18 protein-coding genes are annotated in these 19407 nt (G+C 29.1%); 3 read left to right on the top strand and 15 right to left on the bottom strand.

Going from position 1 to position 19407, the window contains the following annotated elements; translation table 11 throughout:
• Window positions 1-320: 320 nt before the first annotated feature.
• From QMG30_RS16825 to QMG30_RS16770, 12 genes are all read right to left on the bottom strand, one after another.
• On the bottom strand, window positions 321-737 hold the full coding sequence (locus QMG30_RS16825) for a YjdF family protein (RefSeq protein WP_281817372.1): 417 nt from the start codon (window positions 735-737) through the stop codon (window positions 321-323).
• 355 nt (window positions 738-1092) lie between these two features.
• Window positions 1093-1701, bottom strand: coding sequence for a V-type ATP synthase subunit D (locus QMG30_RS16820; RefSeq protein ID WP_281817521.1), 609 nt, complete (start codon window positions 1699-1701; stop codon window positions 1093-1095).
• Between the two features lie 54 nt (window positions 1702-1755).
• A complete protein-coding gene (locus tag QMG30_RS16815) occupies window positions 1756-3147 on the bottom strand; it encodes a V-type ATP synthase subunit B (RefSeq protein ID WP_281817369.1) in 1392 nt (463 codons plus the stop codon).
• The gene (locus tag QMG30_RS16810; protein WP_281817368.1) at window positions 3144-4931 is read right to left on the bottom strand and encodes a V-type ATP synthase subunit A; all 1788 of its coding nucleotides are present in this window, start codon (window positions 4929-4931) and stop codon (window positions 3144-3146) included. Before QMG30_RS16810 ends, QMG30_RS16815 begins: the two co-directional genes overlap by 4 nt.
• A gap of 13 nt (window positions 4932-4944) precedes the next feature.
• Window positions 4945-5541, bottom strand: a complete 597-nt coding sequence (locus QMG30_RS16805) for a V-type ATP synthase subunit E (protein ID WP_281817367.1) — start codon at window positions 5539-5541, stop codon at window positions 4945-4947.
• Window positions 5542-5607: 66 nt separating this feature from the next.
• Complete coding sequence (locus tag QMG30_RS16800; protein WP_281817365.1) at window positions 5608-5916, bottom strand: V-type ATP synthase subunit F; 309 nt, start codon at window positions 5914-5916, stop codon at window positions 5608-5610.
• 22 nt (window positions 5917-5938) lie between these two features.
• Window positions 5939-6364, bottom strand: a complete 426-nt coding sequence (locus QMG30_RS16795) for an ATP synthase subunit C (protein ID WP_281817363.1) — start codon at window positions 6362-6364, stop codon at window positions 5939-5941.
• Between the two features lie 114 nt (window positions 6365-6478).
• On the bottom strand, window positions 6479-8407 hold the full coding sequence (locus QMG30_RS16790) for a V-type ATP synthase subunit I (RefSeq protein ID WP_281817361.1): 1929 nt from the start codon (window positions 8405-8407) through the stop codon (window positions 6479-6481).
• A gap of 15 nt (window positions 8408-8422) precedes the next feature.
• Window positions 8423-9463 carry a V-type ATPase subunit gene (locus QMG30_RS16785; protein WP_281817359.1) on the bottom strand — a complete coding sequence of 347 codons (1041 nt, stop codon included), beginning with the start codon at window positions 9461-9463 and terminating at the stop codon, window positions 8423-8425.
• Between the two features lie 4 nt (window positions 9464-9467).
• Window positions 9468-9779, bottom strand: coding sequence for a ribonuclease H2 subunit B (locus QMG30_RS16780; RefSeq protein ID WP_281817356.1), 312 nt, complete (start codon window positions 9777-9779; stop codon window positions 9468-9470).
• A 104-nt stretch (window positions 9780-9883) separates the two neighbouring features.
• Window positions 9884-13294, bottom strand: coding sequence for a helicase-exonuclease AddAB subunit AddB (gene addB, locus QMG30_RS16775; RefSeq protein WP_281817354.1), 3411 nt, complete (start codon window positions 13292-13294; stop codon window positions 9884-9886).
• A 141-nt stretch (window positions 13295-13435) separates the two neighbouring features.
• A complete protein-coding gene (locus QMG30_RS16770) occupies window positions 13436-14626 on the bottom strand; it encodes a polysaccharide deacetylase family protein (protein WP_281817352.1) in 1191 nt (396 codons plus the stop codon).
• Window positions 14627-14812: 186 nt separating this feature from the next.
• Between QMG30_RS16770 and QMG30_RS16765 the strand changes: the two genes are divergently transcribed.
• Window positions 14813-15256, top strand: a complete 444-nt coding sequence (locus tag QMG30_RS16765) for a hypothetical protein (protein ID WP_281817351.1) — start codon at window positions 14813-14815, stop codon at window positions 15254-15256.
• A 10-nt stretch (window positions 15257-15266) separates the two neighbouring features.
• On the opposite strand, the gene QMG30_RS16760 is transcribed toward QMG30_RS16765, so the two are convergent.
• On the bottom strand, window positions 15267-15551 hold the full coding sequence (locus tag QMG30_RS16760) for a hypothetical protein (RefSeq protein WP_281817350.1): 285 nt from the start codon (window positions 15549-15551) through the stop codon (window positions 15267-15269).
• A 97-nt stretch (window positions 15552-15648) separates the two neighbouring features.
• The gene (locus tag QMG30_RS16755) at window positions 15649-16545 is read right to left on the bottom strand and encodes a YegS/Rv2252/BmrU family lipid kinase (protein ID WP_281817348.1); all 897 of its coding nucleotides are present in this window, start codon (window positions 16543-16545) and stop codon (window positions 15649-15651) included.
• Window positions 16546-16929: 384 nt separating this feature from the next.
• On the opposite strand from QMG30_RS16755, the gene QMG30_RS16750 reads away from it, so the two are divergent.
• Entirely contained in the window at window positions 16930-17562 is a 633-nt protein-coding gene (locus QMG30_RS16750) for a helix-hairpin-helix domain-containing protein (protein ID WP_281817346.1), read from the top strand.
• Window positions 17563-17596: 34 nt separating this feature from the next.
• Here the strand turns inward: QMG30_RS16750 and QMG30_RS16745 are convergent, their stop codons facing one another.
• Window positions 17597-18169 (bottom strand): hypothetical protein, encoded by a 573-nt coding sequence (locus QMG30_RS16745; protein WP_281817345.1) that lies wholly within the window; start codon window positions 18167-18169, stop codon window positions 17597-17599.
• Between the two features lie 207 nt (window positions 18170-18376).
• On the opposite strand from QMG30_RS16745, the gene QMG30_RS16740 reads away from it, so the two are divergent.
• Entirely contained in the window at window positions 18377-19357 is a 981-nt protein-coding gene (locus QMG30_RS16740; RefSeq protein WP_281817344.1) for a CgeB family protein, read from the top strand.
• Window positions 19358-19407 lie beyond the last annotated feature (50 nt).

Genomic DNA, 19407 nt, shown 5'->3' with positions numbered 1-19407 from the left:
TCCTAAATTTGTTTCTATATCTGTATGTGTATATAATAATTATAATTGATATGAGTTGGGGAAGCAATAGGGGGGGAATTAAACATTTTATAGTATTGTTATATTATATTTTTAGTTAGACTCACGGGAATATACGTAGTGATAAAATAGTTAGTTTTACTTCGCCTTACTCCTTGAAAGGACCGGTCTTCGTAAAACTAACTATTTTATCACGTTTAATTTTTGTTGTATTGTTATTTAGTTTTTAAGTTGTTTTGTTTATGTATGTTACATATTTAATTATGATTATATGTGATAGTTATGTTATAAACAATTGATTATTAATGTCCTCTTTTTTTTTGTTTCTTTTTTTGTTGTTTCTTTTCATAATTTAGTTTAGTTATTTGTTCTTTATTTATTTTTCTCTTTTTTTTACTCTCCATTTTATTCAATTCCCTATTCATGCTAATGGCTCTTTGGGCTTTTGTTCCTATTCCTGTATTGTTAACTTCTTTTTTAATCATTTTCTGCATTTTCTTGTAATTGAGTTTTTTATGTTTATTAGGATATAGGTTATCTTGTATTTGGTGAGTAAATCTTAATTTATCAAATTCTTTTAATATCAATTTATAAATTTGATAATCTTTTGGTTCAGTTCCAAATAGATGTTTATACACACAATAGCTGTCATCATAATATTCTTCGAATATTCCAATCCAAAATGTACCATCAAATAAAACTGTCAAATCAATTTTCATAATTCTTCCCCCTGTAAATTTTCTTATGAAGAACGGACAACCCCAGGGGGGGCAGGTTACTGATATCATATATACCTATGATACGTTTGGACTACCAACCAAACTGTGTTTTTATCTCCATATTTATTGTTAAATTAATCTGCACTCGGCTAAGATCAAAATTTTCTGAGCCACATTGCAACTTTGTGTTTAATAAAGTAACTAATTTATTTATTATATTATCACTACAAAAAACCACGTAGGAAGTATAAAGTGTTATAATCACGCAGACCGACCGCTTTTCAGGGTAAGGCAAGTGATTGTGACACTTTATACCGACTTACCAAACTTTACACCAACTAATCAACTTTATCAACTAATTTCTTTTTATCATCTTCAACCTAGTGAATTCTTCTCTTTCTTTCTCTTCCAAAGCACTTTGTATATGCTTCGTCAGATCTGTATATCTTGGTATCATTATGTTTTTAAGTGCATTAGCCCTTTTTTGAGTTCTTTTTATGTTAATTGCCAATCTATATATTGCATTTTCAACTTCAGCCATCAATACAGTTAATTGTTTAACTTTATAAAACTTACTAAAAGCTTCATCAAGGGATAATGTAGTTCTAGCGAAACCATACTGTGGATGTATTTCCTCTTCAGGTATGCTAATTATTGGAATCTCAACACCCATAATACTTCTTGTCTTTATTTCAATATCTTTTTCTTCTTCTACAGCAGTCCCTATTTGTTCAACTGTACCTATACCAATAGACATATTGGCATTCTGTAGAGCATTGTAAGCTTCTGTAAAAGTGGAATCAATATGAGATTGGATTTCCTCAGCCTTATCTATTAGAAGCATCATTTCTCTTACCAGTATGTTTCTTTTTTTATCAAGCAATTCATAACCTTGTTCGGATAATCTAAGTGTATTCTTCGCTACAATCAGATTACCTTTAGTAGGAAATAATGTTGTATCCATATCATTCACTTTCCTTCACCTAAAGTATAAAACCATTAAATTAAGAGTTGTTGATCAATGTTCCTCATAATAAGGCTTATAATACTTGTCAAGTATATTTTCATCGACTCTATCCAATTCTTCTCTTGGTAGAATACCAAGTAGTCTCCAGCCTAAGTCGAGAGTTGAATCCATGACACGATTTTCATCCCTAGTTTGAGCTACAAATAATTCTTCAAACACCTTACCGAACTCCATATACTTTTTATCAATATCAGACAATTCATCTTCACCGATTACTGATGCTAGTGCTTTAACTTCTTGAACATGAGCATATGAAGCAAATAATTGATTCGCTATCTGTGGATGGTCTTCTCTAGTGAAACCTTCTCCAATACCATCTTTCATTAATCTTGATAGTGATGGCATTACTATTATTGGTGGATAAATACCTTTTTGATGCAATGATCTATCTAGAACGATTTGACCTTCTGTAATATATCCAGTCAAGTCAGGTATTGGGTGTGTTATGTCATCATTAGGCATAGTCAATATAGGTATCTGAGTAATTGAACCAGATTTTTCTCTTAACATTCCAGCTCTTTCATATAAAGAAGCAAGATCACTATACATGTAACCTGGAAACCCTTTCCTACTAGGTATTTCACCTTTTGAAGATGATACTTCTCTTAAGGCTTCACAATATGAAGTCATATCAGTTAGAATAACAAGAACATGCATATTATGTTCGAATGCTAAGTATTCAGCAGTGGTTAAAGCACATCTAGGTGTAACAATCCTCTCTACGACAGGGTCATTAGCACGATTAAGGAACATTACTACTTTCTGTAATACACCACTTTCTTCAAAGCTTCTTCTAAAATATTCTGCAACATCATTTTTAACACCCATAGCTCCAAAAACAACTGCAAAATTATTTTCGTCATCATTACCTGTAAGTTTTGCTTGTTTCACTATCTGCACCGCAAGTGCATCATGAGGCAAGCCATTTCCAGAAAACACAGGTAATTTCTGTCCTCTTATAAGAGTAGTAAGACCATCTATAGCAGATATGCCTGTTTGAATATAATTCCTTGGATATTCTCTAGATATAGGATTTATAGGACTTCCATTAATATCCCTACTTACATCAGGAATAATATCTCCAAGCCCATCGATAGGTCTTCCAAGTCCATCAAGTGTTCTTCCTAATATCTCTTTTGATAAAGGTATTTCAAGAGATCTTCCCTTGAAACTTGTTCTAGTATTAGAACTTGATATACCTGTTGTTCCTTCAAATACTTGAATGACAGCAATATCATCTTTGATTTCAATAACTCTACCTACTCTGTTTTCTCCATTATCAAGTTTAATATCTACCATTTCTTCATATGATATATCTTTTACCCCTTGTATGATTACAAGAGAACCTGTTACTTGTTTTAATCCTAAATATTCTATACTCATAGCTTCTTCCTTTCGAAACTCTTATAACTTTCCTTTACTCCATCATAGAAATCATCAATTTTTTCTCTTAAAGCATCAAATTCTTTTAGATTATCATTACCTACATTATATTTAACTTTAATAATATCATCATATATACCAGTTTTTCTAAGCTGTGACATAGGTATTCCACCATCGATAAGCTCTTTTGATTTGTCATTTAAGTATAGAATTATCTCCATCATTCTATATTGTTTTTTCATAGGTACATAAGTATCAATATCATTAAAAGCATTTTGTTGTAAGAAACCTAATCTTATGACTTTCGATATTTCAAGAGTCAACTTTTGGTCTTCCGGTAAAATATCAGCTCCAATTAATTTAACAATTTCCATAAGCTTGCTTTCAGATTGAAGTAAACTAACTATTTTAGTTCTTAATTCAAAGAAATCATCAGCTACTTTAGTTTCATACCATTTTTCTAGATCATCAATATATTCGCTATAACTATCTAACCAATGTATTGCAGGATAATGCCTCGAGTAAGCTAACTGTCTGTCAAGAGCCCAGAAACATCTAACAAACCTTTTTGTATTCTGAGTTACTGGTTCTGAGAAATCTCCACCTTGTGGTGAAACAGCACCAATAATACTTACTGAACCTTCAGTATCATTAAGATTATCTACATATCCCGCTCTTTCATAGAATTGTGATAATCTTGATGGTAAGTATGCAGGGAATCCTTCTTCCGCTGGCATTTCTTCCAATCTACCAGATATTTCTCTTAATGCTTCGGCCCATCTTGAAGTTGAATCCGCCATTATAGCAACATGATAACCCATGTCCCTATAATATTCTGCCAAAGTAATTCCCGTATATATAGATGCTTCTCTTGCTGCAACTGGCATATTAGATGTATTAGCAATCAATATAGTTCTATCCATTAATGACTTACCTGATTTTGGGTCGATAAGTTTTGGGAAATCTTCAAGAACCTCTGTTATTTCATTACCTCTTTCCCCACAGCCTATATATACAATGATATCTGCATCACTCCACTTTGCAAGCTGATGTTGAGTCATAGTCTTACCCGTTCCAAATCCACCTGGTATAGAAGCAGTACCTCCTTTTGCTATAGGAAATAATGTATCTATAACTCTTTGTCCTGTAATAAGAGGAATTGTAAGTCTTCTTCTGTTTTTAAAAGGTCTTGCCATCCTTACTGGCCATTTTTGAATTAAATCCAATTCCTTTATCTCATCTAGATCTGTCTTTATCTTAACTATGGTGTCATGAACTTTATATCTTCCATTAGGAGCAGCATATTGCACAACTCCAGACATATATGGATGTAACATGACTTTATGTGTAACCAAGTCAGTTTCTTTTATCTCAGCTATTACATCTCCGCCTTTAATGCTATCTCCTTTTTTAACAATAATCTCTACAACCCATTCTTTATCAGTATCTAATGATTCTAGATCTAAACCTCTACTAATGAAAGAACCAGAAATCTCTTCCATTTTTTTAAGTGGACGTTGAATACCATCAAAAACTCCACCTATAATACCAGGTCCCAGCTGTAACGACATAGGTTCGCCAGTAGATACTACTGGTTCGCCTACTTTTATCCCTGTAGTAGATTCGTAAACCTGAACGGTAATATCATCATTTTCTATGCTAATGACTTCACCTATTAACTTAGAATTACCCACTAAAACCATTTCTAACATCTTGAATTTGCTGGTACCCCTTACAGTTATAACAGGTCCATTTACACCTACTATTATATTTCCTTCGTTCAATATGCCACCTTCTTTACTCAATCTCAAGATTACAATTATGCAAAAATATTTCTTTCTGCCCGTACAATTTACTGTAAAATGAATCATCTATGAATATATTTCTAGTCTTATTGAATATTTTACATCCACCGATCATTTTATTATTCTTATCTTCAAGAGCAACATTGTTGTCAAATTCTTTATTAAGTGGAGCAAGATATTTTTCATCTGTATTAGCAATATATATCAAAATATCTCCCTTACCTATTTGTTCTATATCTTCTTTTATCATTTTTTTAAGATATGCACAATAATCCTTTTTAAGAGTAAAATTCTTCAATTTTTTCTCTGCATCTTCAAAAGTATCTTTTATAATATCTTCTCTAGCCTTTAATATCTTTCGTTTACTATCCATTATGGACCTTGATAATATTTCATTTTTTTCTCTTTGAATACTTTTTAATCCATTTTGAATTATTTCATATGCTTTGGATAGATATGCTAGCTCTTTTTCTTCGTATATTGCTTCAAGTTCTTTCTCTGTCTGCTCCATTATAGCTTTCCTCTTTTTAGATACATCCGTCATAATATCATGGGCAAACTTATCTATCTTCTCTTCAACAATTCGCATAATTACCCTTCTTCCTATATACAGTATTAAACGAAAACAAACAACTTAAATTCATTATTACCTTAATTATATCTTAAGTCCTATAGCTTCTCTTACATACTTAGTAATTGAATCCGGTGTTCTCCCTGTACCATGTCTATCAGGAATTTCCACAATTAAAGGTGTGTGATAATTGAGTTTGATATCATCAATTTTATCAGGAATCAATTTACCTATCTTTTCTGTTATTAATATAATCCCTATCTCCCTATCTTTTAAAGCTATATCAAGAGCATCGCTTACTTCTTCTATGTCATGTACAATTACACCTTCAACACCTGCTAAACGCATACCAGTTTTCGTGTCAATATTATCACTTATAAGGTACATTTTCATATTTCATCTACCTCCGCATATATTAACCTAGAATTAATATAGATATTATAAGTCCATAGATAGCAATACCTTCTGCAAGACCAACAAAGATAACTGTTTTACCTAATAACTTTGAATCCTCACTTATAGCACCTATAGCTGCTGACCCTGATACAGCAACTGCTATACCTGAACCAATAGCAGCTAAACCAGTAGATAATGCAGCTGCAATGTATCTCATACCTTCTGCACTAGCAACTGCTTTTTCTGCAGTTTCCGCAGCAAGAGCAGTAGTTCCTCCTGTTAATAGAACAACTGTAGTTACTATCAAGATACCGAAAAAACTTAAAACATTAATACCCAAAATAGTTTTTGCCTTACTTCCATTGATACCTCTCCTGATTGCATATACTCCAGTCCCCACTGTTACAACCACTAATATAAGTGCTAAACTCATTACTATATCCATTATATTTTCCTCCTTATTTTTCACAGCTAGATTGATTTTATCAAACTAGCATAGTTAATAATTTTTAATGAATTCTAACAACTAAAAATTATGTAATCTATTACATCTCAGATTTTAAGTTGCTTGTTTGTCTTTAATCTTAAACGGATTAAAGGTAATACCTTCACCACTGAAGAATCTACTAAATAGCTCATAATACTCAAGTCTTAATCCTTGAATACCCACTATCAATCCTTCTAAGCATATAATCAAAATATTACCGAAAATCATTACAAGTACACTACCTGTACCTCCTACCATATCTGCCATCATATGAAAAGCTAAGAAAAATCCCACATGATTAAGTGCAAAAGCTCCAACCCTTATGAAAGATATAGTATTACTAAGTATTGCAAGCAATGTCTCGATAAGTTCAAAAATAGCTTCAATAAAATATCCACCTTTGTCTTCTGGCAATATATGTTTCTTTTTCTCTATCAAGTTTCCCAGAGGATGGGATAAAAATATTAAAATCAATGGTACAACGATTAATAAAATAATTTGCCAAGGAGCGATGGTGTAATCAGTCCTCAATACTTTTGATAGAACCAAATATATTAGTGCTAAATAAAATACTAATCCTGTTATACCATTTCTATCAAAAAATAATTGTCCCATTTTTTTCTTTTTGATTGCATTCCATATATTTAATATCATTGCCATTATTAATAATAAAACACCAAATGATACTGCTATTATTAATATTAATTGTTTATTTTCCATAGGATTAATCATCGGAATAAAACCAAATAGTTTTCTTAATACTTCTTCATTACCAAACACTGAACCATAAAACACACCAAATATTCCTGATGCTACACCTGCGTATATACCTATCTTACCAAGATTACTACCTTTTTTCTTATAGATATAATAGCCTAATAACGCTATAACTAATCCCTGTCCCAAATCTCCAAACATCATACCAAACATTAATAAATACGTTATAGCTACAAATGGTGTAGGATCAAGCTCATTATATGAAGGTGTTCCATACATCTTTACTAATGACTCAAATGGTTTAAAGAATTTATTATTTTTAAGTTTAGTAGGTGGCTTAGTCTTTTTGACAGCCTCATCTTCTTCTACAATACATGTTATATCGTCATCTTCTTTAATTTTCTCCATAAAATCATTTAATTGGCTCTTAGGAACCCATCCTGTAAGATAAAAGGCATCTTTTGAATGTACTACATGCCGTCTTACATCAAATACTTGATCTAACTGATTGATTATATTATAAATATCAGTTATCTTGTCATAATTCTCTTTATAGAAGTTATCAATTTGGTTATCAATCTGTTTTTCTTCATCAGCCAATTTGGTTAGAGTTTCATCTATACTTTTTATTACTTCTTTTGGATGTCCCTTTACTTCACCTGATATTCTAATTCTTTCAAAATAAAGAGATGCAAATAAACTGTCAATACTTTCCTGAACGATTTTGGGCATAAAATAAAGTAAAAATACATGATCTTCTTCTTCGAACACTTTAAAAACAATAACTTCCAAATCCTCAACATAATGACTAAGTTTCTCAAAACTATCCTTTGGCATTTTACCAAATCTGAATTTCATAAATTCAAATTCGAACAATTTATTAATCTCAATGTCTACATTTTTAATTGGAATAATTTGTTTTCTTATTCTCTTATTTATGATAGTTTTATTTTTAATATCTTCTTTTTGTTGTATAAGAGTTTCCAGCTCATTACTCAGCTCTTCTACAACAGGTTCAACATCAAGAGCACAGTTGATTTGTCTATCATCAATATCAATCTGTTCTAGTTTTATGTCAAGATTCTCACATAATTTGCCTAACTTTTTAAATACGTTATCATAAGGATTGTGAATAGAGAAAGGGTATAATCCTTTAACTGAATCTAGTATTGATATTGCATTTACTAACTGTACATCATAAGGTAAAACATTCTTAATAACAAAATAATCTAAAGCTTTAATTGGTCCTGCTACATTTACAAAAAACATTTTTTCGATTGACATGAAATCGCCTCCTCCCTATTTTCCAAAACCTATTAAAAATTTTTTAATTTTGTTTGGATCAACATCATATCTAATTCCTTCAATAATAGTTGTTATATTCATTATTTCAACTTCTTTAGCGAACATATATCCCAATATAGGAGCAATTGAAAATGGATACATATTCATATTTTTATCATGAGTTTTGAGTATATACTCATAAAATTCTTTTTCCCAATAATGCTCGTCCGATGATAAAACGTCATTATATGGAGTTTTTTTCAATATTTCAATTATTTCATCTACACTATTACAATTGATAAGTTCTTTCAGATTATTTTTGCTTAACTTATAACGATAAGGTATATGGTACCTATACAGCATTTCTTTAGAGATATTATAATAGCTTTTACCTCTATATATCCACATAATGTTTCTTAGGTCCGCTTCCATACCAATAATATAATCTGCCACTTTCTTATCTGTACCTCTAACTAAATCAAGCTGTGCAATAAGTTTTTTATAATAATACATATCAAGTGTCATTTCAGCAGCAAATACATCTATATTTTTGTCATCTATTATTAATGGATTAAGAATAGGATAAAAATTAGTTTCCTTCAAACCATTAACAAAACTCCTAATATCTTTAGCACTAAATAACTTATTAAAATCAATAACACTATATTTGTTGATAAAAAACAGTCTTCTATCAATTTGATGTATATCTCCACCCATTTGTAATGTCCTAATCATTTTCTTTAAATCTTCTATTTCTTGTTTTCTATAGATATATCTGAAAACGGACTTTTCATTACCCTTAAGATATCTACCTATTTTAAGAGCTTCTTTTATGGTAGATTTGTATAACAGCATTTCCAGAATGCCTCTATGAACATTACTTTCATTAAGTTCTTGTAGAAAATCACTATAGTAAGTATTATTTTTTAAATAAGTTGCAACTTCCAATACACTGTTACGTAGAAGTAGTTGCTCATAGTCATCTTTTGTAAGCATTTTACCTTTCATCGCTTTGATTTTAGTAGACAGATGACTGTACTTGAACGTTGCTAGCATATGCTCACCTCTCTAGAACTGCTTTTACAAGTTCATCACTCCACATTTCTCTTTTTTCATCACCATACTGCTTCATTTTTTCAAGTTTTGATTGTGCTTTTTTTATGTTCTCATCTGCTTCAGCCTGTGCTTCATCTAGTTCCCTTTGCCTTAATTGCTTAACTTTTCTATTGGCATCATGTAATATTTTATCTTTTAACTCATCAATTCTCCTATTCATCTCTTTATTTTTGTTATCTTTTTCTTCATTTGTAGTATCTAGTACCTCTCTAGCCTTATTCTCAATAGATATGATTTTATTGATAATAGCCTCCACTCTTGCACCTCTTTTCTGTTATTATTTTAGATATATTTTTGTTTTTTAATACCTTCTCTAAATAAAAAATCTAATTATTATCATATCAAAGTTTTATAATAATCTCAACTTTTATCTATCTTTTTCCAGACATCATTTTTATCTATGTTTTCTAATATTCGATACTCATTTCCATTAATGGAAGAATCAAATTGACAAATAGAGGAATATTTGCAATATTGGCAAGCATCACCTTTACTATTTTTGTAAGGATAGATTAAAATATTACCATTCATTATCTCTTGCCCTATTTCTTCAGCCTTATGTTGAACATAATTCATTAATTTACCAAATTGTTCTTCAGAAGCTACTGAAGACCTTTTGCCTATTTGCCCTTTTTTAGTTATTTGAACTGGTATTATATTAGAATAATTATTTATGTCATTATCCATTTTGTTGATGATATCTATATCTTTTAAAACTAAACCATTCATTTTAAGACTTTTGATTATTTGCTCTTGTAATTCATCACTATCAATTTCAGAATCTGTTTTTATTATTGGATCATCAATATGATAGTAAAAAACACCAGCTGGAACTATTTTTTTGGTAGTTTTCTTCTCTTCTAATTCAGTTACTGCATTTAGATATACTAATAATTGTAACTGTAACCCATAATAAAGAGCAGCAATATCAAACTGTTTATTACCTGATTTATAATCAATTACTTTTACATAAATAGTGTCATCGGTTTCATATCTATCTACCCTATCAATCCTTCCTTTTAATTTCATGGTTTTTTCATCATCAAAATCTATTTTTAAAGAATCTATATCACCTTTGTCAGGGTCAAATGCCACTTCATAATCAGTAGGTTTGAATTCACCTTTTCTTATATGATATTGAAGTGCCCAAACAGCTCTTTTAGTTATTCTGGTAAGCCTTTTGATCAAATATGCATTTCTTCCTGTACTATAAAAAATATTATTACAATACTTATCTGCAATTTGAATAACCGTTTCTTCAACTAATTTATTTCTATCTTCATCTTTCAGATCTTTCCAATCTAGTTCCCTTTGATTAAGTTTCTTAGAAAATTCATCTATTGATCTATGAAACAATATACCTATATCCGGCAATGTTATTTCCCTTACTACTCTTTCTGACACATGTAATCCATAATCCAGGAAATGTGCAAATGGACATTGAGAAAACTCTTCTAACCTAGAAACACTATTTACAAGTGTATCTGTGTAGATACTTGTTACCAACTCATCCGATAAAGAATTTTCTTTATTGACATGATACAATCCATTTACTGCCCATTCAAGAGTATCTTTCCATGTGTTATTCGTATAATACCAACTATAGATGTCTTTCCAATAACTATTGAAACCATTACTATAATAATCTCTTAACTTACTCAACATTTTTCTAAATGTAGGTTTTTGAAGATATATATTATCATCATCAATATACTCTATATCTATAACTTGTAAACTCATAAAAATTTTTTTGATACGGCTTATAAGGATTGATGGTCTAATTGATTTACCGTCAATATCCGTTCGAGGATAACTTAAAAATAGCTTCTCACTAGGTTTAGTTAATCCTACATATATTAGGAATTGCTCTTCAAATACTTTTTTCTTGCTATTAGGAGAAAGTTCAATACCTTTATCTAACAATTTATCTTTATCTGTGTCAGATAGAATGTTCGCCTTTACAGATATCTTAGGTATCTTACCTTCATTAAGCCCTACTATAAATAATGCCTTTATTTCTCTAAGTCTAGACCTCTCTAAATCTCCAACTACAATTTGGTCAAGCCCAGGAGGAACCAGTCCCATTTCACATTGCTCCAACCCTGATTCTAATATGACACTATATTCTTGCAATGTAATTTCTTCATCACCTAATATATCCACTATATTATCTAGCAGTTCCATTACAAGTTTAAAAATCACTTTATATTCTTTTTCCAGCAATAATTCATCGTTTTTACGGAATCGTTCACTTATATCAAATAATTTTTGTTCAATATCAAGTTCAGATATAAGATTATATAACGCTTGCGTAATAGTTTTGACTTTTGCTTTTTTATGCCCCATATTATTCTTAAATGATAAAAGAGGTTCAATAATCCTAGTCCTAGTCATGTTTATTCTTTGTAATTGTTTATCTGCATATTCACTATTATCTTTATTATTTATAAATGGATATTCAAATTCATTTTCCCATTGTTTTCTACCTTTTATTCCATATGCAAGAACATAATTTTCTATAATATCTATATCTGATACAGGTACAGAAGTTAAATAGGTCTTCAAATATCTAAATATCGTTTCATATGTAAAACCTTTATCTATTATTGAAATAGCGGCTCTAATTAATTCAACAAACGGATTGGACATTATATCTTTTTTCTTATCGATAAAAAAAGGTATATCATACTCTCTAAAGCATTGAGAAATTATTTTTTCATATCCATTCAGATCACCTGTTACTACAGCTATTTCTCTATATCTATAATTATTTTCTTTTACTAGATCAATTATATTATTAGCTAAAGTTACAACTTCTTTTCTGATATTAGGAGCAGTATATACATGTATTCCTCCATCTTGGTCATTGTACACTTTATAAGGATACCTAAATATATTCTTTTCCAGATGCTCCAAAGCTTTATTTTCATATCTACCGTTTGTATTATGAAGTACTATATTTTCTAATACTTTAACTTTACTCTCTTTAGCAAAACTATTTAATTTGCTTACCGCTTTTTTGGTTTCATAGAATAATTCAGATTCATCTGATAAATCATTAAGTGTGTTGACATTATCTATTGTGAGCGTTATATAGGTTTTTTCTACCTTTTTAACGATTTCATTCAATAATTTATATTGTATAGGTGTAAAGCCATAAAATCCATCAATCCATATAGTAGCTTCACTTAATAGATTAGATTTTGATATGGACTCACTTAATATATCAAGTGTCTCTTCATTAGTTATGTAATCTTTTTTAATATATTCCTGAAAACCATTATAAACTATCTGCAAATCATTTATTTTAGTTTGCAATAAAGGTTTATCCATTAATTTCTCCATGGAATCATTGAGATTCTTAGCAGATATATCATACTGATATAACTCAGTTATAACACTTTTCAATTCTTTTATAAAACCTGGTTTTGTAGAATTTCTGTAAAATAATTTTAGATTTTCCTTATTATCTTCAATTACTTTTCGTATTACCATTCCTTTACCAGTATTACCTAATAAAGTTTTATTGGCTCCACCTATTTCATCAAATATTCGATATGCCAGTCTTTGAAAGCTTAATATTTCAATTTGCATAATACCTGATGATGGATGTAGCTTCACAATATCTTTCTGAGTCTCCAAAGTGAATTGTTCAGGAACTATCATAATAAGGGGTTTATTAATATCAGTTAATGATTCTTTTATTATGCTGTTATAGCAATAATATGTTTTACCCGAACCTGCGCAGCCTAAAATATATTGTAATGACATATTAATCCCCCTAACTTCAATTATCTATATGTTATATTTATTGTTTTATATTAAAAATTCCCAACATTATTATTTTACCAGATTAATTGCTATATGTTAAGAAAAAATTGACCTAATCATCTATTGATTAGGTCAATTTAATTATTGATTTAATTTATATAAGTATAGCTCTTTATCTCCTAATTTATCTTTGTTTACATGCTCTTCATCTTTTTCTAATATTGAAATTCTATTAGGATTCCCATCAGATATATATTTTCTCTCTGGATGTTTCTCATAATCTTCCAAAAACCACCATAGATCCTGTACTTCCCCTTTTGAACCCCTAGCTCTAGCTACATTCAATGAGTTGAATTTCACATGCAAAGGTGAATAATAAGGACCACTTGGACCTTCCCTTAATCCTATCACATAATTATATTCAATCTCTTTATATTCCCCTTTCGCAACTAAATTCCTTAAAGCCTTCACTGGTCTAATTCCAAAAGGATATGAAAAAGAATCTACTTTATACTCTGGTATAGCATTTTTAATCAACTGGTCGACTATTCCTATCTCACTCATAATCTCTCTTGAAGATATTTTATTCAGCTTAACGTGAGTCGCCGTATGATTTCCAATATCATATCCATGGTCCACTAACCAATTGAGTCTTTCCTCAACTGTTCCAGCACCTTCAAAAATAGCTGTACCATTTATGTATAATGCCGCTTTACTATCAAAACCAGGATGTTCTTTAGAAAATCTTTCTAAAATCTCTATAGCAGTTCCGGTTTTAGGAACTAAATCACCATTTTCTTCTATTAGAGAAAAGGTTGACTTCAATCCATCATCAAATGTCAATACTATAGGTGTACAACCAGCCTCAATATCGATATTATTATCAATATAATCTCTCATTGATATAGGTCTATATCCATGATCATACATGAATTGTAATTGTTCTGTAAACTGCTCTTCTGTTATATGGTAAGGTGGTATATCTTTTATACCGTGATACATTACAACTATTATATGACCTATTTCATTTGGTTTTACTGTTTGATAATCAATTTGTATTGGTTTTTCATTGTCTATATCATTACTCTCATTATCATTACTATCAACAGATTTCTTATTATCTTCATTGCTTTGATTATTTTCACTATCACTTTCTATTTTTTCACCATCTTGTTTAATATCTATTTCGGGGTTTGATCTATCTGTTTTTTCAATATTATTTTTATCTTCATCTATTATTTGAAATGAACATGAAGTGAATAACAAAGTAATTACTGTTACTAAGATAATCAGTTTAACTTCTTTTGAGAATTTTACTCGATTACAATTCATTATGCTCATACCTTTCTATGTCTAATATCATGAATATGATTATCTATTCATCTTTATATTAATGAATTTTGTGCTATTCTTGATAATATATTTAATAATTATAAAAGAATTTTTCTATTATCTTCATATTTTAGTAGTATCTTAAATAAAATATATTAATCGGACTATTTGTATAAGGAGGCAATTATGAAATCAACCAAAATTATCGTTCTACAGCTAAAACAAATAATTTACACCGTACTATTTGTAATAGTTGGAATATGTTTAATATTATTGCTCATCTACATGTTCAACAATAAAAGCGATACAAAAGCACCTGTGATGGCTACTTATGTTCCCGGAGTTTATACATCATCTATTGTACTTGAAAATCAACCAATCAATGTTGAAGTTATGGTTGACCAAAATCATATTAACTCAATAAAACTAACTGATCTCGACAGTGCTATAGCAACACTTAATCCAGCTTTAGTTCCAACATTGAATGATATTGAAATGCAACTTGTCAACGATACTAGTTTTGAAAACCTAGAAATCAAAACAGATACAAAATATACGTCATCACTGCTTCTTGGCGCAATAGAAAAAGCCCTTGATAAGGCTAAGCCGGAAGACGTACATAAAAAATAAAAACAAATGATTATAATTGCCAATCAACCCAATATTTATCTACTTCATTGTTAACTACTGCAACTAAGTATTTATCAGCTATTTTAAATATATCTGTCTCATCTTTTAACTCTATTATGATAGAATTAGGTCCAAACTTAATTCTATTATTTTTAGTCTTTTTTTTGTTTTCTTGCATAATAAATGCTCTAAATTTGCTTTCCCATTCATTGATTTGGGATTCTTCTATTTCTTCATAACCGTACATCTCAGCTTTAATTTCCTCAATAAATTCTTCCATTTCTAATTTAATCATATTAACCTCCGTATAGTTTTATTATTAATTTTATTTAAATATTTATTATTGTATTTATATCTACCCTATAATTATAAATTACTACTCTTGTATAAGTTTATAAGTTACAGATAACTTTTAAAGCCTTCTTCTTAACTTCAATATGCAAAGGATATTCTGGACCACTTTCTCCATCTATATCAGATTCTCTAAACATATTTAGACCTTTTATACATTCTATATCTATTTTGTTGTCTTGAAAAAAAACTATATTCCTATCTTGAAGATGTTCTCCAATTAATATTTTACCAAATAAAATTGCAACTTCATTAATAGTACATGCTTTTATTCCGATAAAATCCATTTTACCATCATCAATCTCAGCATCCGCTCCTAATTTATTAAATCCTCCAGCACTTCTTCCATTTAGGACTAGAAATAAATAGAAATAATCATCCAGTACTTGTTTTGAATTTGTAATTCTATAACGAATTTTTCTGAATCTAGGTAATTGCTGTACTCCTTTAATATAATATCCAAGCTTCCCTAATGTATTTTTCAATTCTAGATCCATATTCTGTGAAATATTTGTGAATAATCCTCCACAACACACATTAATAAAATATTTATCGTTGACTTTACCGACATCTACATTTCTAACATTCATTTTAGCAAGAGTCTCTATACATTCTCCATATCTTAAAGGTAATTTTAAATGAGATGCAAAATCATTAGCTGTACCTGCAGGAATTACACCCAATGGTACATCTATATGATGCTTCATTATACTATTTACCGCTTGATTAACTGAGCCATCTCCTCCTGCTACAATTATTGCACTACAATTACGAAAATCTTGACATGCTAAATAACTAGACATATCTTCTTTACTTTTGGTTCTGTGTATTCTAGTCTCATAGCCTACATCTTGAAAAATAGATATAAATAAATCTAGATAAGCTGGAAAATCTAAATTTCCAGACATTGGATTATATAATAATTCAACATATTTCATTGGGATACCTCAAATCTCAATTATATTAACAAAATTTACATGCCAAATTCAATAGATCTTTTTGTTATTTATAATATTGCCATAACAATCATCTCTTATTTAATATTACTCAAATAAAATTATTTTATAAATAAATATCTTTGGCTTATATCCATCAATTAATCTATGTATATAACATGAATTAATATAATAATAATATATAGTAATATTATATTGTTCTTACTAATTATTATACACTATAGCCTTGCTAAAGCAACCTTTTTCTGGATACTTATGACAGAATATATATTGTAGTTACATTTTTTTATTATGTATTAATATGACTATTTATGTTATAATATATTTTATATAAATTATAATTTAATAACAAGGAGGATACTTAACATGGGCAAAGAGCCAACTAATTCACTCGATTCAAGAGATAATTACCGTAGACTTAATAAAAAAACATACTCTTATATCGCAATTGGTTTATTGATTGTATTTCTAATAATTTTATTCATACCAAACATGGAGTATTGGGATATATGTTTTATAACTTATAGCTTACTCTTTTGGATAATAATCATTCCAGCAAGTATCTGTAGATTACATGATATCGGAAAAAGCGGCCTTTATATATTATTAGGGTTAATTCCGATTTGTATTATTGTGATGATAATATACTTGTGTACTAAAGAAGGAACCATAGAGAATAATGAATATGCTGAATCTGAAAATACCCCACCTAGACCATCTGTAACTAGTAAGACTACATATACACAATTAGTAAGTAAAGTTGATATCAATAGATCATCCAAAAAAGATATCTCTAAATTATATGGACTAGGACCTTTACAAGCTAAAAAGATTATCAAACATAGAAATCAAATAGGTTATTATTACAATATGAATGAATTCGCTACAGACCTTAACCTTGATAAACATACAATAGAATCACTTAAAGATAAGTTAACATTTTCAAAGCCTACTGTTAATGATAATAAAGACTATAATCAAAAAAAAATTGATCATTAACCTGCTGTTTTTATTCTAAACATTATTAATAAGATTATTTTTTCTTGTTTAATGAATTAATAACTACTTGAAACAGTTTGTTCTGATCTATAAAAATGTTAAATTGTATATTATGATAAGTAAATATAATTACATCTCTTTTTTTATATTTAATTTCAAGTATTTCGTTGATAGGAATTACATATTGTTGATTATTAGAAAAAAGTATCATTCTTTTATTAGTAACATATAATTTGTTTTTTTGTTTTTCTGTTTCTATACTTTTATTAACTCTATAATATGTATCAGGAACATTTTGTAGTAATCTGGCATATTCATTAAAATGGCAGATTTCATCCTCTACTAGAATGATATTATCAGCATCAAATGTTATCAATTTTTGTGTTCTATTTATATACTTTATAAATTCTTTTACTTGCTTTTTACCTAATCTACTACGACTATAATTGATAATACAATTAGGAAAATTAAAGCATAATACTAGGAGAACTAATAATATAAAAATATGTTCATAATAACCTTTGATCAAAAATATAATACATAGAACTATTATTACTCCACTTATAATATAACAAAAAAATTTAACTATATTATTAATTATATTCATTTTAGTCTACCTTTCAAAAAAAATATAAGAAATATAAAGTTGCTCATATTTTTATTATTTTGATAAATACATTTTTATATTATATCATGCTTATAATATTTTTGATATAATTTATTATTAATGCATTTACTTAATAATAAATGTATGTTCTATTTCTTGATCTTTAATAATAATGATAATATATAACTTATGAATGTAGGTGTTAATATGAATATATTATTCTTTGAAAATGATGATAGATTTATTTTCGGACTTCCTCTTGGTTTTCGAGATGCTGGCTATAAAATTATTGTATCAGGAACCATTAATGAGGAAAAAGTATATAAGTTACTAAAAAAATTCAAGCCTGCTATGGTAATTCTTATGGGTTGGACAACACAACATACAGATTATAATTTAAAACTAATCAGTACAGCATGTGATGAATTGACGATTCCTATAATATATTGGGCTACTGAAGATCCAACTTTCATAAATGAATTTTCTATACCTCTAATCAAGAAAACAAACCCTAAACACGTATTCACTGTATCCAAATCTTGTATTTCAATATACCAATCATTAGGTATCGAAGCGACACATCTGCCCTTTGCTTATCAACCAAGTCTTCACACACCAGTAAAATGTGAAGATTGGTGTAGTAAAGATATTGCTGTAGTCGCTAATGCTTATCCTAATGTTCTTAACTGGGATAAAAATCATTATAGAAAAAAATCTCTTGAAATATTGATCAAACCTCTTATTGATAATAATGTTCCAATTGATTTCTGGGGAAAGCACTGGGACAAAATGGACTCTTTTCTAGGCAAACCTATAGACAAAAAATGTATTCATGGATATATTAATTATTTACAATCAAACAAAATATACCGTTGTTCTAAAATAAATATAGGACTACAAAATTATAAAGATGAATTAATTACTATGCGGACTTTTGAAATCCTAGGTTCTTGTGGTTTTTTAATAACTTCTTATAACTTAAGATTATGCGAACTATTTACCCCTAATGACGATTTAATAGTTTCTTCCTGCAAAGAGGAAACTCTTGAATATGTTGATTTCTATTCTAAGCATGATACATTAAGAGAAAAAATAAAAGTAAATGGGAATAAGGCTGTTCAGATTCACACTTATAGAAATAGAGCAGAAAAAATAATAAGCACATTAAAAAAAGAAGGCATTATATGACCTTCACACTTAAATATATCTTATATATTCTAATGGAGATAATTGCGTAA

This window comes from Vallitalea longa (assembly GCF_027923465.1).
Lineage (GTDB): Bacteria > Bacillota > Clostridia > Lachnospirales > Vallitaleaceae > Vallitalea > Vallitalea longa.
Note: the sequence above shows the minus strand (reverse complement) of the source record. Positions and strands in the feature narration are given on the sequence as shown.